Source organism: Seminibacterium arietis, from assembly GCF_042675725.1.
Lineage (GTDB): Bacteria > Pseudomonadota > Gammaproteobacteria > Enterobacterales > Pasteurellaceae > Seminibacterium > Seminibacterium arietis.
On sequence record NZ_JBHTJN010000009.1, the window covers coordinates 254260 to 270156 of the forward strand.

General features: G+C 35.3%; 13 protein-coding genes and 1 pseudogene. 13 read left to right on the forward strand and 1 reads right to left on the reverse strand.

The features are described 5' to 3' along the window. Positions 1-7 precede the first annotated feature (7 nt). The 6 genes from pepP to ACFQ02_RS05175 all read left to right on the forward strand — a co-directional run bounded on the left by pepP (position 8) and on the right by ACFQ02_RS05175 (position 6087). Positions 8-1330, forward strand: a complete 1323-nt coding sequence (gene pepP, locus ACFQ02_RS05150) for a Xaa-Pro aminopeptidase (RefSeq protein WP_380820134.1) — start codon at positions 8-10, stop codon at positions 1328-1330. A gap of 1 nt (position 1331) precedes the next feature. Further along, the gene (gene ubiH / locus ACFQ02_RS05155; protein WP_380820136.1) at positions 1332-2525 is read left to right on the forward strand and encodes a 2-octaprenyl-6-methoxyphenyl hydroxylase; all 1194 of its coding nucleotides are present in this window, start codon (positions 1332-1334) and stop codon (positions 2523-2525) included. A gap of 14 nt (positions 2526-2539) precedes the next feature. Next, positions 2540-3709 carry an FAD-dependent monooxygenase gene (locus ACFQ02_RS05160; RefSeq protein ID WP_380820139.1) on the forward strand — a complete coding sequence of 390 codons (1170 nt, stop codon included), beginning with the start codon at positions 2540-2542 and terminating at the stop codon, positions 3707-3709. A gap of 128 nt (positions 3710-3837) precedes the next feature. Next, a complete protein-coding gene (locus ACFQ02_RS05165; protein WP_380820141.1) occupies positions 3838-4617 on the forward strand; it encodes an amino acid ABC transporter substrate-binding protein in 780 nt (259 codons plus the stop codon). Then, positions 4607-5323, forward strand: a complete 717-nt coding sequence (locus tag ACFQ02_RS05170) for an amino acid ABC transporter permease (RefSeq protein WP_380820143.1) — start codon at positions 4607-4609, stop codon at positions 5321-5323. The genes ACFQ02_RS05165 and ACFQ02_RS05170 overlap by 11 nt, the downstream gene beginning before the upstream one ends. Before the next feature lie 14 nt (positions 5324-5337). Beyond that, a complete protein-coding gene (locus ACFQ02_RS05175) occupies positions 5338-6087 on the forward strand; it encodes an amino acid ABC transporter ATP-binding protein (RefSeq protein WP_380820146.1) in 750 nt (249 codons plus the stop codon). A gap of 22 nt (positions 6088-6109) precedes the next feature. On the opposite strand, the gene ACFQ02_RS05180 is transcribed toward ACFQ02_RS05175, so the two are convergent. Beyond that, entirely contained in the window at positions 6110-6886 is a 777-nt protein-coding gene (locus tag ACFQ02_RS05180) for a glycosyltransferase family 2 protein (protein ID WP_380820148.1), read from the reverse strand. 304 nt (positions 6887-7190) lie between these two features. On the opposite strand from ACFQ02_RS05180, the gene ACFQ02_RS05185 reads away from it, so the two are divergent. From ACFQ02_RS05185 to ACFQ02_RS05215, 7 genes and pseudogenes are all read left to right on the forward strand, one after another. Then, entirely contained in the window at positions 7191-8435 is a 1245-nt protein-coding gene (locus tag ACFQ02_RS05185) for a NupC/NupG family nucleoside CNT transporter (RefSeq protein WP_380820151.1), read from the forward strand. Between the two features lie 111 nt (positions 8436-8546). Continuing rightward, positions 8547-9776: a phosphopentomutase gene (locus ACFQ02_RS05190; RefSeq protein ID WP_380820153.1), complete on the forward strand. Its 1230-nt coding sequence runs from the start codon at positions 8547-8549 to the stop codon at positions 9774-9776. A gap of 12 nt (positions 9777-9788) precedes the next feature. Continuing rightward, on the forward strand, positions 9789-10505 hold the full coding sequence (deoD, locus tag ACFQ02_RS05195) for a purine-nucleoside phosphorylase (protein WP_380820155.1): 717 nt from the start codon (positions 9789-9791) through the stop codon (positions 10503-10505). A gap of 72 nt (positions 10506-10577) precedes the next feature. Then, entirely contained in the window at positions 10578-11567 is a 990-nt protein-coding gene (dusA, locus tag ACFQ02_RS05200) for a tRNA dihydrouridine(20/20a) synthase DusA (protein WP_380820157.1), read from the forward strand. Between the two features lie 409 nt (positions 11568-11976). Continuing rightward, on the forward strand, positions 11977-12699 hold the full coding sequence (gene aphA, locus ACFQ02_RS05205) for an acid phosphatase AphA (RefSeq protein ID WP_380820159.1): 723 nt from the start codon (positions 11977-11979) through the stop codon (positions 12697-12699). Between the two features lie 256 nt (positions 12700-12955). Beyond that, positions 12956-14248, forward strand: coding sequence for a C4-dicarboxylate transporter DcuC (dcuC, locus tag ACFQ02_RS05210; protein WP_380820161.1), 1293 nt, complete (start codon positions 12956-12958; stop codon positions 14246-14248). Positions 14249-14479: 231 nt separating this feature from the next. After that, a pseudogene (locus ACFQ02_RS05215) lies at positions 14480-15744 on the forward strand (M20 family metallo-hydrolase). Positions 15745-15897 lie beyond the last annotated feature (153 nt).

Here is a 15897-nt window from a genome sequence, read left to right on the forward strand (position 1 = left end):
CACAACAATGGATCTTAGTTATACATCACAAATACCTACTACAGAATTTATTGAACGTCGCCAAAATTTACTCTCTCAAATGAAAGAAAATACAGCTGCAATCATTTTTTCTGCACAAGAACAAGTTCGCAATAATGATTGTCACTACCCTTTTCGCCAAGACAGTTACTTTTGGTATTTAACTGGATTTAATGAACCTGACTCTGCTTTGTTGTTGATAAAAGCAAATGGAGCAACACAAAGTATTCTATTTTTACGTCCATCTGATCCATTAATGGAAACTTGGCATGGACGTCGTTTAGGACTCCAAAATGCACCGCAAAAATTATCAATAGATAATGCCTATTCAATTGACGATTTTTCAACACAGTTTTTCAAATTAACTAAAAATCTGACCGCACTTTATCATAAGAATATGCAACAAGTTTGGGGAGATAAGTTACTGGCAGAAAGCAAAGCTGAATTTTCTGAAATATGCTGTTGGTCACCTATCCTAGATGAAATGCGATTATTCAAATCGGCAAATGAAATCGCTCTTATGCAACAGGCGGGACAAATTTCAGCTCTCGCTCACATTAGAGCAATGAAACAGACTCGTCCTAATCGAACTGAAGCAGAGATTGAAGGTGAAATTTTACACGAGTTTAGTCGCTTTGGTGCAAAATTTGCTTCTTATAATAGTATCGTTGCGGGGGGTGATAATGCTTGTATATTGCACTATACTGAAAATGATCAAGCCTTAAAAGATGGCGAATTATTGTTAATTGATGCGGGATGTGAGTTTGCTATGTATGCAGGAGATATTACTCGCACTTTTCCAATCAATGGAAAATTTACTCAACCGCAACGAGAAATTTATGAGATAGTGTTAGCTGCTCAAAAAAAGGCAATTGAATTACTCATACCTGGCAACTCCATTCAACAAGCCAATGATGCTGCGGTGCGAATTAAAGTAGAAGGTCTAATAAGATTAGGTATTTTGCAAGGCGATATTGATGAATTAATTGAAAAGCAAGCTCACCGTCAATTTTATATGCACGGCTTGGGGCATTGGTTAGGTTTAGATGTACATGATGTAGGCAGTTATAGTAAAGACTGTTGCAATGGCGATCGCAATAGTAAAATTCGAGATCGTGAATTAAAAGCTGGCATGGTTCTCACTGTAGAGCCTGGATTGTATATCTCACCAAATAGCCAAGTGCCTGAACAATATAAAGGGATTGGAGTGCGTATTGAAGATGATCTTTTAATTACAGAATATGGTAATAAAATTCTAACCTCTGCTGTACCAAAAGAAATAGAAGAGATAGAAAAATTGATGGCGGAATAATATGCAATATGATGTGATTATTGTTGGTGGAGCAATGGCAGGGGCGACTCTCGCCCTTGCACTAAGTAGTAAAACTAATGGCAAGATAAAAATCGCAGTTTTAGAAAAAAAATCACCAAAAAAACACGTTCAAGGCGGGTTTGATGCTCGCTGTATTGCTCTTTCAGATGGTAGTTGCCGTTACTTCAATGAAATTATTTTGCCTCAAAAATGTAACTTATGGCAACTATTATCCCCCGTAGCTGAGCCAATCCATCATATCCATGTTTCAGATAAGGGACACTTTGGAATAGTAAAATTCGATGCCACTGAATTTCATTTAAATCAATTAGGTGCAGTTATCGAATTAAGTGAAGTGGGTGATATTTTATTGGCGGCAATATCTAAATATTCAAACATCGATTACATTGCTCCTGTTGATGTAGAGCAGATTCACTTTACAGAACACAATGTTAAAATCGACATAAAAAACGACCGCACTTTACAGGCTAAATTATTGGTTGGTGCAGATGGTAATTATTCTACTGTTGGTAATGCAGCAGGAATTAGTACTGAAATTGTTCAACAGTACCAACAAACAGCAATTATTACCAATATTTCAACTCAAAAATCACATCAAAACTGTGCTTTTGAACGATTTACAACTGAAGGGCCTTTAGCATTATTGCCGATGAAAAATAACTTAATGTCTTTAGTGTGGTGCGTAAAAGATCATAGTCAATTAATGAACTTAAATGAAACTGATTTTTTAGCTATTCTCCAACAACATTTTGGCTGGAGAGTTGGTAAGCTACAAAAGTGCGGTCAACGTTTCGCTTATCCATTAAATTTATATCGTACACAAAAACATATAGCTCACCGAGTAGCCCTTGTTGGAAATGCTGCACAAACATTACACCCTATTGCTGGACAAGGCTTTAACTTAGGCATACGTGATGTCATGGCATTAGCAGATACAATTAGCCAACAATTTTTATGCCAACAAGATATTGGTGACTATCAAACTTTACAAAAATATGAGCAATTACGCCTAGCTGATCAGCAACGGATAATGAGTTTAACAAATAGCTTAGTCTCGATATTTGCTAACGATCTATTGCCTTTTCAAATTGGACGTAACCTAGGATTAATGGCACTATCGCAATTACCTCTATTAAAACAATATTTAGCTAAGCCTATGTTAGGTTGGCTTTAATTAAGGTGAAAAATATGAAAACAGTTGATCTCGCTATTATCGGTGGAGGAATGGTTGGCTTAGCATTAGCTTCAAGTTTAAAAGATGTTCCCATTCGCATTGCTATTATTGAATGCTCCCCTCCCCAAAGTGCGGTAGAAAATATTACTTTCCGAGTCAGTGCATTAAATTTTGCTAGCCAAAGTTTGTTAACAAATCTCGGTATATGGGAAAAATTACTTAATTTGCGAGCAACTAGTTACAATCGAATGGAAGTATGGGAAAAAGACAGTTTTGCTAATATTTCCTTTAGTACCAATGGATTAGGTGTCTCACAATTAGGCTATATAATTGAAAATCATTTAATCCAGCATGTATTATGGGAACAAGTGAAACAACAAAAAAATGTTGAAATTATTACCGCACTTCCACAAAAAATAGGCATCACAGAAAGCCATGCGGTACTAACATTAGATAATGATGAAATTTTATTCAGTAAATTAGTAGCTGGCACAGACGGTGCGAATTCTTGGCTGCGAAAACAAGTAGATATTCCTCTTATTTTTCGGGATTATGGACATAATGCTTTAGTTTGTAACGTCGAAACAGCGGAGCCTCATCAAAATTGTGCGAGACAAATTTTCGACCATGATAGCATTTTAGCATTTTTACCATTGCACCATTCTCATCTTTGTTCTATCGTTTGGTCTCTCCCTCCACAACGGGCAGAAATACTCGTCAATTGTGATGAAAAAACTTTCAACCAAAATTTAACTGTCGCATTTGATAATAAATTAGGACTATGTCAATTACAGTCTGAACGTCGAACTGTTCCACTCACCGCTCGTTATGCTCGTAACTTTGCAAAAGATCGCATTGCACTAGCTGGTGATGCTGCTCATACTATCCATCCTCTGGCAGGCTTGGGTGTAAATCTTGGTTTTCAAGATGCTCTTCTACTTGCTAAAGAAATACGTAAAAATGTACAGTTAAATATTGATATAGGTGAATACCAAAATCTACGTCAGTATGAACTTTGTCGCAAAACAGAAGCAGTTAAAATGTTAGTTGCAATGCAAGGATTAAAAGATTTATTTGCTGGATCTAATCCACTCAAAAGACTAGCTCGTGGTATCGGAGTGAACGTAGTTAATCAGACTGGGTTTCTGAAAGAGAAGCTAATTAAACAGGCTCTTGGATTCTAATCTTAGAGCAAGATGATATTTTAGTTTGTAATAACATATTACTTATTATTATTTGTGAAAAAACACTTTCCTTTTAAAATCAATTTGCAGGTTTTAAGTTTAATCACAGCTAATTATAAGGAATAATCATGCTTAAAAAAATTATTTTTTTAACTTTATCAATCACATCTCTTTTAGTAACTAATAATGCTACTGCTAACAATTTATTAGAACGAATTAATACAAAAGGCGTAATTATTGTAGGAACAGAAGGCACCTATGCTCCTTTCACTTATCATAATTCAGAAGGTAAATTAACAGGTTATGATGTAGAAGTGGCTCGTGCAGTAGCAAAAAAACTTGGCATTAAAATTGAATTTAAAGAAACTCAGTGGGATGCTATGCTTGCTGGGTTAAAAAGTGGTCGTTTTGATCTCGTCGCCAATCAAGTAGCATTAACTACGCCTGAAAGACAAGTAACTTTTGACAAATCTGAACCCTATAGTTGGTCTGGTGCAATGCTCGTTGCTCGTGATAACGAAAATCGCATTCAAAAAATAGAAGATATAAAAGGATTAAGAGCCGCTCAAACACTCAGCTCCAATTATGGTGAACTTGCTATCCATTATAGTGCTGAAGTTATTCCAATTGATAATATGGCTCAAGGTCTATTGCTTATTCAACAAAACCGAGCTGATACTACATTTAATGACTCTCTTGCATTACTAGATTATCTAAAAAAACACCCAAACTCTGGTTTGCGTCCTTTTTGGGAGGCTGATACTAAAATAGGTGCTGGATTTATTGTGAATAAAGGCAATAATGATGCTTTAGATAAAATCAATACCGCACTTATTGAGCTTCGCAATGAAGGTGTATTAAAAAAACTAGGTGAGCAATTTTTTGGTAGAGACGTCAGTGTTAAATAATTTTTTAATGTTACTTCCCTTCATGAATGAAGCAAGGGCTGAGTTAGTTATTAATGGCTTTTTCCCCATGGTCAAAGCCACAATTTTGGTATCTATTCCTCTCGCTATAGTATCTTTTTTCTTTGGTATGATCATTGCAGTTACAATTGCTTTAATTCGTATCACTCCACAAAGAGGATGGTTTCATCGCATTTCTTTGATTATTGTGAAATTATACATTTCGATTATTCGAGGGACGCCAATGCTAGTTCAGATTTCAATAGTTTTCTATGGCTTACCTGCTATTGGCATTTTTATTGATCCTATTCCTGCAGCAATTGTTGGTTTTTCATTAAATGTAGGTGCTTATGGTTCAGAGACTGTTAGGGCTGCTATTCAGGCAATTCCTAAAGGACAATGGGAAGCTGGATATACTATCGGCATGAGCTATCTGCAAACATTTCGTCGTATTATCGCTCCGCAAGCATGTAAAGTAGCTATACCGCCTCTGAGTAACAGTTTTATTGGATTATTTAAAGATACTTCATTAGCTTCTATTGTTACGGTCACAGAAATGTTTAGAGTAGCACAGCAAATAGCGAATGCTTCTTATGATTTTTTACCTGTTTATATTGAGGCTGGTTTAATATATTGGTGTTTTTGCTTTTTCTTATTTGTTCTACAAAATAAAATTGAATCTCATTTAAACCGCTATATTGCTCATTAAAGGGGAAAATGATAATGATAACAGTACAAAATATTCGTAAATCATTTAACAAGACGACTGTCTTACATGGCGTGAATTTAAATATCAAAAAAGGCAATATTGTAGTCATATTAGGACCTTCTGGTTCAGGTAAAACAACATTTCTGCGTTGCCTAAATGCTTTAGAATTACCAGAGCAAGGAAGTATTGATTTTGATAGTGAAAATCCGCTACACATTGATTTTGAAAAAAAACTAAGTAACAAAGATATACTGACATTACGACGTAAGTGCGGTATGGTTTTTCAACAATATCATTTATTTCCACACAAGACTATTATCGAAAACATTATGGAAGGTCCTATTTTTGTACAAAACAGAAACATTGATATTGTCCGCTTAGAAGCACTATCGTTACTAAAAAAAATAGGATTAGAAGATAAAGCAACTCTTTATCCTTATCAACTTTCTGGTGGACAACAACAACGTGTAGGGATAGCAAGAGCACTAGCAATCAAACCAGAGCTAATGCTATTTGATGAGCCTACTTCTGCATTAGATCCTGAATTAGTACAAGATGTTCTAAACACTATGAAAATACTTGCTAACGAAGGACAAACAATGGTCATCGTCACTCATGAAATTCAGTTTGCCTTAGATGTAGCAGATCTAGTCGTTGTAATGGATAAAGGAGAAATTGTCGAACAAGGAACACCACAAAATATCTTCATCAATCCACAACATGAAAGAACTAGATCATTTTTAACACGATTGAAAACAAATTGAAACTCCACAAGTGCAATTTTATTTAATCAGGATTTTTAACATTAGTTTCAGTCCTCACCCATAGATCTGCATATTTAACAAAAGTGGAGTGAGCTGATAATACGGCGAGTAAAAAGCCTTGTTTACCATCCAAAAATCCCGCTTTTAAAAAATACATCTTAATAAAACAAGCTAATGCATGACTAGCACCTTGCAACAAAGTTGTTTTTTTACCTGAGTTTTCTCTCTGATCTGCCCATGCCTTAGCATAACTTGCCGATTTCACTAAATAATGATGAATATTTTTATAAGTGTAATGATGCAAATCCCCCACTAAAGTTTTAACTTTCGCATTTGCTGGCAACTGTACTTTTTCATGTACTAAATCATCACTATAACAAGTAAACTTTGTTTTATATAAACGAATAACATAATCAGGATACCAACCTGAATGACGGATTTCTCGTCCAAAAACTTCACTTATACGAGATAACCGAAAAACATTATTATCTTCATTTCCCAAAATAGCATGCTGAATTGAATCCCGTAGCTCATCGCTAACACGTTCATCTGCATCTAACCAAAGTACATAGTCAGAACTAACATACTGCTGTGCAATTTGACGTTGCTTACCAAACCCTTGCCAATCTACATGTCGATAAAATTTTGCACCATAGCTTAAAGCAATTTCTTCCGTTTTATCAGTACTGCCAGAGTCAACAATAACTATTTCATCAACCCAATCTTTAACTCGATCTAAACATTTTGCAAGATCAGCTTCTTCATTTTTCACAATCATTGCTACGCTAATTGTTGGCATAGTATATATCCTTTCGCAGACTATCGTTTTACTATTCTAACTCATTCAATAAATGGAAGAAAGCGACCAAAAAATGCTAAAAAACAGACCGCACTTAATTATAATGAAAAAGCAAACTATCCCAAGAATAGCATGCTATGACATGTAACTAAATTATTAAAAATATCAACTTTTTTTCTTTTCGCAATCGCTTGCCTTCACATTTTTGACATTTTAATAAAGATTTTTATTCTAAAACACAGTAGAATCACAATGCTATTTTTTAGTTCTTATCGCATTTTATTTAACTTGAGGAAAACCTTTTATGAGTACCTTAATCAGTATAGTTGGGATTTTCGTGTTACTTGGAATCGCTTTTTTATTTTCCAATAACCGCTCTTCTCTCAATTTTCGAACAATCATCGGAGCATTATTCATTCAAATTGCTATCGGTGCTTTAATTTTATATGTACCTGCAGGTCGTACCGTATTGCAAAGTATCGCTGCTGCTATAAGTAAAGTAATCAGCTATGGTAACGAAGGTATTGCTTTCCTATTTGGGGGACTAGCAGATCCAAGTAATGTTGGTTTCATTTTTGCTGTTAAAGTATTACCAAGCATTGTCTTTTTCTCCTCTCTTATTTCATTACTTTACTACATCGGTGTGATGCAATGGATTATTAAAATCATTGGTGGTGCATTACAAAAACTACTGGGTACATCAAAAGCAGAATCTATGTCCGCAGCAGCCAATATTTTCGTTGGACAAACTGAAGCACCACTCATTGTTAAACCTTACATTAGCAAAATGACAGAATCAGAATTATTTGCAGTAATGTGTGGTGGTTTAGCTTCTATCGCAGGTTCAGTATTGGCAGGCTACGCAGGTATGGGTGTTCCTCTAACTTACTTAATTGCCGCATCATTCATGGCAGCACCTGCTGGTCTTTTATTTGCTAAAGTGATGATACCACAAACTCAAAAATTCAATGATGATATTGAGAGTGTCGATTTAGAAAAACCGTCAAATGTCTTAGATGCAGCCGCAGCTGGTGCTTCTTCAGGTATGCAACTTGCTATGAATGTAGGGGCAATGTTGATCGCATTCATCGCATTAATTGCATTGATTAATGGTATTTTAGGTGGAGTAGGTGGTTGGTTCGGTATTCCTGACTTATCACTTGGTCTAATTTTCGGTTGGATTTTCAAACCATTAGCATGGATTATTGGTGTTCCTTGGGGTGAAGCTGAAATTGCAGGACGGATGATAGGTACAAAATTAGCGATTAATGAATTCGTTGGTTATATGGAATTTACTCCTTATCTAGCCGCAGATGCAGCAGTTCAACTGAGTGATAAAACTAAAGCAATTATTACATTCGCACTATGTGGTTTTGCTAACTTCAGTTCTATCGCAATCTTAATTGGTGGATTGGGTGGAATGGCACCAAACCGTCGTGGTGATATTGCCCGATTAGGTATTAGAGCGGTTATCGCGGGTTCATTAGCAAACCTAATGAGTGCGACTATCGCTGGATTATTTATTGGATTAAGTGGTGCAGCACTATAGTAAGTGCGGTATGATTTAGAAAAATTATTTACACTAACACCACGACTTAGTTCGTGGTGTTGTCATATTGACACAAGGAAAACGTTTGCTAATTTTAAATAAGAGGTAGCTATGAAACGTGTATTTATAATGATGTTAGACTCTTTCGGTATCGGTGCTAGTGAAGATGCTGAAAAATTCGGAGATAAAGGTTCAAATACTCTAGGCCATATTGCTCAGCAATGTGCTGAAGGAAAAGCAAATGCAAAAGGACGTGAGGGTGCGTTATGCTTACCTAATTTAGAAAAATTAGGTTTAGGGCTAGCTACTCAACAATCTTCTGGTGAATTACCAGTAGGATTTGATCCAAATCCTAAACTAATCGGAGGATATGCTTACGCTAAAGAAATTTCTTCTGGTAAAGATACTCCTTCTGGTCACTGGGAAATAGCAGGAGTTCCAGTTTTATTCGATTGGGGATACTTCCCTCAGCACGAGAACAGCTTTCCTGAAGAATTACTAAACCGCATTGTAAAAAGATCTGGTATTCCTGGTTACTTAGGCAACTGCCACTCCTCTGGTACTGTTATTTTAGACAAGCTCGGTGAAGAGCATATGAAAACAGGAAAACCTATTTTCTATACCTCAGCAGATTCAGTATTTCAAATAGCTTGTCATGAAGAAACTTATGGTTTAGAAAAGTTATATCAACTTTGTCAAATTGTTCGTGAAGAACTTGCAGATTATAATATCGGAAGAGTTATTGCTCGCCCATTTGTAGGACCAAAAGCTGGAGAGTTTAGCCGCACAGGTAACCGCAAAGACTACGCTGTAGAGCCACCAGCAAAAACCGTATTACAAAAATTAGTAGAAGAAAAACAAGGTGAAGTTGTCTCTATCGGTAAAATTGCTGATATTTATGCACATACGGGAATCACACAAAAAGTCAAAGCAACAGGTATTGAAGCATTATTCGACAGCACTTTGGTTGAAATCAAAAGAGCGGGTGAAAATACTATTGTTTTCACAAACTTTGTTAACTTTGACTCAGATTTTGGGCATCGTAGAGATGTTGCTGGCTACGCAGGAGCATTAGAATATTTCGATAAACGCATACCAGAGCTATTAGAGTTAGTTACTGACGATGATATTGTAATTTTCACAGCAGATCATGGTTGTGATCCAACTTGGACAGGAACAGATCATACTCGTGAACATATTCCTGTTTTAATTTATGGGGCAAATGTACCTAAGCAGTTCTTGGGTAAACGAGAAACTTTTGCTGATATAGGACAAACAATTGCTGAATATTTCGGTCTATCTGAAATGGATTACGGTAAATCTATCATTAAATTTAATTAAGAGGTTAATATTATGACTCCACATATCAACGCACCTGAAGGTGCATTTGCTGATGTTGTTTTAATGCCAGGCGATCCACTACGTGCAAAATACATTGCAGAAACTTTTCTACAAGATGCAAAAGAAGTAACTAATGTTCGTAATATGCTTGGTTATACTGGAACTTACAAAGGTCGTAGAATTTCAGTTATGGGACATGGAATGGGAATCCCATCTTGTTCTATTTATGCCAAAGAATTAATTACAGAATATGGAGTAAAAAAAATCATCCGTGTTGGTTCTTGCGGTGCTGTAAAAATGGACGTTAAAGTACGAGACGTGGTAATCGGTATGGGAGCATGCACTGATTCAAAAGTAAATCGTATCCGTTTTAACGATCATGATTTTGCTGCTATTGCCGACTTTGACATGACTGCAGCTGCAGTACAAGCTGCTAAAAATAAAGGTATTAAAGCAAAAGTAGGTAATTTATTTTCTGCTGATTTATTCTATACTCCTGATGTAAAAATGTTTGATATAATGGAAAAATATGGAATTCTAGGAGTTGAGATGGAAGCAGCTGGTATATATGCTGTTGCAGCTGAATTTGGAGCAAAAGCTTTAGCAATTTGTACGGTCTCTGATCATATCCGAACTAATGAACAAACTACAGCTGAAGAACGCCAACTTACTTTCAATGACATGATTGAAATTGCATTAGAAAGTATATTGATTGGTGATCAAGATTAATCTCACCTAGGGGTGTAATCACTTTTACACCCTTTATTTAAACCACTCGTTTTGATATAAAAGTAAATTATAATGGTATTTAATCAAAATCAACCGCACTTTTATCGTGGTCGCTTCTCTGTTGCACCAATGCTTGACTGGACAACTCGTCATTGTCGATATTTTCATCGTCAATTTAGTCATAACGCTTTGCTTTATACAGAAATGATCACGACAGGAGCGATAATCCATGCTAAATATGATCATTTAGATTTCAAATTAGAAGAAAATCCTGTAGCACTACAGCTCGGTGGTAGCGATCCTGTCCAATTAGCTCATTGTGCTAAAATTGCACAGCAGCGAGGCTATCAAGAAATTAATTTAAATGTAGGTTGCCCGTCTGATCGTGTTCAAAATGGTCTTTTTGGTGCTTGTCTTATGGCAAAGGCAGAGCTTGTAGCACAATGTGTAAAGGCTATGCAAAGTGTAGTTGAAATTCCTATTACAGTAAAAACAAGGATTGGAATCGATAATTTAGATAGTTACGATTTTTTCTGTGATTTTATTGAAAAAGTACATCAAGGTGGGTGCAATGAATTTATTATTCATGCAAGAAAAGCATGGCTATCGGGACTAAGTCCAAAAGAAAATAGAGAAATTCCACCACTAAATTATGATCGTGTTTATCAACTCAAACAAGATTTCCCCCATTTGTTGATTAGCATTAATGGCGGAATTAAAACACTTGAAGAAATACAGCAACATCTACAATTTGTCGATGGTGTAATGATAGGACGTGAAGCATATCAAAATCCCTCCTTATTAGGTTACATTGATCAAACTTTATTTAGTCCTCAATACCCTATTATTTCACCTCAAATGGCTATAAAAAAAATGTTTCCTTATATTGAGCAACAATTAACTATGGGTGTACATTTAAATCACATTACTCGACATATGCTAGGAGCCTTTCAAAATTGTAGAGGAGCAAAACAATGGCGACGATATTTGAGTGAGAATGCACACAAATCAAATGCAGGCATAGATATATTAGAAACTGCACTGAGTTTTATTGAAGAATGATTTAAACCCTATTTAAATCATTCTTCTAACTTAATAAGCTATTTTTTATTTTCTATTATAAAATCACTATAATTCAATTTCATGTAAAACATAGCAAAAAATATGTCACAAATTAATTAAAAATCGTGAATAAAATTTTCAGTAACGTATTTAATAATAAAGCAAATAAATATTAACTAAAACTCACTCAAACTAACACCGCTTTTATACAAAAAATTTGTGACATTGCTCACATATAATCAAAGACTGCCTTTTTTAATCTTCTTAACCTGTTATCATTATCCAGAGAACTTCTTATTTAAATAGCGGGGTTGGTTGCCTGCTTTAGTATAATTGCAAGTGCTATCAATTCTGTTCATTAAGCTAAAAACTTAGTTATACTATAACATTCTAATTAAAAGGAAAAACTATGAAAATTTTTCATTATTCTGCTGTAGTTACGATTCTAGCAACCGCATTAAGTTGCAACTTATATGCATCCCCTAAAGAACCCTATACTCAAGCAGGCTTTGATACTCGTACAGCTGAAAAGCAACAAGCTCCTATTCATTGGGTATCTGTTGAGCAAATCAAAGCAAGTTTATCAGGCAAACCACCAATGAACGTAAGTTTTGATATTGATGATACTGTACTTGCTAGTAGCGGTTGCTTCTACTATGGAAAACAAAAATACTCACCTAATGACTTTAGTTACTTGAAAAATCAAAACTTTTGGGATGAAATTAATGCTGGTTGCGACAAATATTCTATACCAAAAGAAGTTGCAAGAGAGTTGATCAAAATGCATCAAGAAAGAGGGGATCAAATTTTCTTCATCACAGGACGGACCGCAGGTAAAGACGATCAAGTAACGCCTTTATTAGCAAAAACTTTCAATATTAAAAACGTTCATCCTGTTAATTTCATGGGTGGACATGGTCAAGAAGTATTAAAAACAAAATACAATAAAGCAGCAGGTATATTAAAACATCATGTCCAACTTCATTACGGAGACAGTGACGATGATATTCTTGCAGCGAAAGAAGCTGGTATCCGCGGGATTCGTATACTAAGAGCGACTAACTCTACTTATTTACCTTTCCCACAAGCTGGTGGTTATGGCGAAGAAGTAATCATTAATTCAAGTTATTAAACTTAGAAGAGAAATGAGATTTTAATAATATTTCATTTCTCTTTAACATTTGCCAAAATAAAAGAAATTTATCTCCAAAGTGCGGTATAGTTTTCAATTAAATCAATTATTATCGCTTTGTTCATGCCAATATTATCATTAATACAAATAATTTAAAAAATGACCGCACTTTGCTATCTTTTTGTGATAACTAATAGCATACTTATTATTTAGCTACATTCATTTAATGCATTCAAATATTAAGAGGGGACTTATTATGGCTGACTTAAAATCTTTTGTTGCAATCATCGGCATTATTGTGACTATTTACTTACTTATCAAAAAACATGAAACCCGCACAGTATTAATCAGTATTGGTTTAATAATGTCGATTATTACTCTGAATCCAATGGGTGCATTAAATGACTTTGCCAAATCAATGACATCAGGTGGACTAATTATGGCCATATGTTCTAGTATAGGCTTCGCCTACGTGATGAAATATACTCAATGTGATACACATCTTGTTCATTTATTAACTAAACCTTTAGGTGAATTAAAATTCTTTTTAATCCCTATTGCGACTGTAATTACATTTTTTATTAATATCGCTATTCCCTCTGCAGCAGGTTGCTCGGCAGCAGTGGGAGCTACATTAATTCCTGTATTAAAAAGCTCAGGAGTGCGTCCTGCCACAGCTGGAGCTGCAATTTTAGCTGGCACTTTCGGTTCAATGATGAGTCCAGGTTCTTCTCACTCTGCAATGATTAGTGAAATGTCAAACATGACTATTACTGAAGTTAACTTATGGCATGCTCCTTATACAATGATCGCAGGTGCTATTGGAGCTGTAGTATTGACTATCTTAGCCATCATATTAAAAGATTATGGAGAAGAACACCGTCAAACTTATTTGAATGAAAACAAAGAGATCGAAACAAAATTTACCAAAGTGAATATGTTATATGCACTTGCACCTATTATTCCATTAGTAATTTTGATTATCGGTGGCACTTCACTGCAAAAAATAGAAGGACTAGAATGGACTAAAATGGGGGTTCCACAAGCAATGTTAATTGGTGCAATTTATGGCATCATCGTTACGCGTATATCACCTACAAAAATCACTGAAGAATTTTTCAATGGCATGGGTAATGCATATGCCAATGTATTAGGTATTATCATTGCGGCAAGTGTATTCGTATCAGGTCTAAAATCAACAGGTGCGGTCGATTCTGCGATCGAATTCCTCAAACACTCTAACGAATTCGTACGTTGGGGAGCAACTATTGGACCATTCTTAATGGGCTTAGTTACAGGTTCAGGAGATGCTGCGGCAATAGCATTTAACACCGCCGTCACTCCACATGCACTTGAACTTGGTTACACCCATGTTAATCTCGGTATGGCAGCTGCAATTACTGGTGCAATTGGACGCACTGCCTCTCCAATTGCTGGGGTAACTATAGTATGTGCGGGACTAGCAATGGTTAGCCCCATAGAAATCGTAAAACGTACCGCTCCAGGTATGGTATTAGCAATCTTATTCCTTGCATTGTTTATGTTGTAAAACAACTTAAAAATGACCGCACTTTTATGAAAACTTCGTTAAAGTGCGGTAAAAAATTGCTCTATTTATTTCAGAAAATGCTCTAAATCAAATTTTAATATATCTGATATAAAATCAACTTGATAAAGACTACCATTTCTGCTTAGATGAATTATTATCCATCTATTAAAACATAAAATACAAATCCAAAAACTTACTGTTATTTCATAAATTTCCACAAGGAGAACTCAAATGAAACTAACTGAACAACAACTAATTCAATGGCGTCGTGAATTCCATCGTTTTCCTGAAATAGGTTGGACAGAATTTTGGACCACTTCTAGAATTGCTGATTATTTAGAAGAAATGGGATTTGAAATTCTATTTGGTAAACAAATAATAAATCCTGACTTTGTACGTGGACGAAATCAGACACAAGTAGAAAAAGGACTCGCTAAAGCTATTTCTCACGGTGCAAAACAAAAATGGCTAGATAAAATGGAATACTACACAGGCTGTGTTGCTATATTTGATTCTGGAAAACCTGGCAAAACTGTAGCATTACGTTTTGATATTGATTGTGTAAATGTATCAGAAACTCAAGATGATAAACATATACCTAATCAACTAGGTTTTCGCTCCCTTAATGATGGTTTTATGCATGTGCACATATCACTATCGGCTTAGGTACAGCACTTTGGTTATCTATGAATAGGGACAAACTCAAAGGGAAAGTCAAAATTATATTTCAGCCTGCAGAGGAAGGTGTTCGCGGTGCAGCAGCTATAGCAACAAGTGGTGTAATTGATGATGCCGATTACTTTGTTTCTTCTCATATAAGTTTCTGTGCAAATAGTGGAACTATTATTTCTAATCCCAAAAATTTCCTATCTACTACGAAAATAGATATTCGCTACCAAGGTAAACCAGCTCATGCTGGTGCTTCACCACATTTAGGACGTAATGCACTACTAGCTGCTGCACATACAGTGACACAATTACATGGTATCAGTCGCCATGGTGAGGGCATGACACGAATCAATGTTGGAGTACTAAAAGCAGGAGAAGGACGCAATGTCATCCCAGCCAAAGCAGAAATTCAACTTGAAGTACGCGGAGAAAACAAAGTTATTAACCAATATATGGTAGATCAAGTAATTCAAATAGCTAAAGGCATTGCAACTAGCTTTGATGTAAGCTATGAAACAGAAATTATGGGAGAAGCAGTAGATATGAATAATGATACTGAATTGATAAACTTACTCGAAGAAATTGCTTTACAGCAACCACAAATTCATTGCATTAATGCAGATTATGCTTTCAATGCTAGCGAAGATGCTACTATTTTAGGTAGACATATACAAGAACGAGGAGCTAAAGCTATTTATTTTATACTGGGTGCAGACAGAACTGCTGGGCATCATGAAGCTGAATTCGATTTTGATGAGAAACAATTACTAACAGGAGTTAATATTTATACCTCACTAATTCAGCATTTATTAAAAAATAATACTTAACCCAAAAGTAAGAAAGAGGGATATATAAAAGATAAACAACAAAGCCTCGATATTAATATCAAGGCTTTGTTTTAATTTATTAATTTAATTTGTTTCGTTTTGATTTAATTGATTTGATTCGTTTTGATTGATTGGTTTGTTTGGCTTTGATTT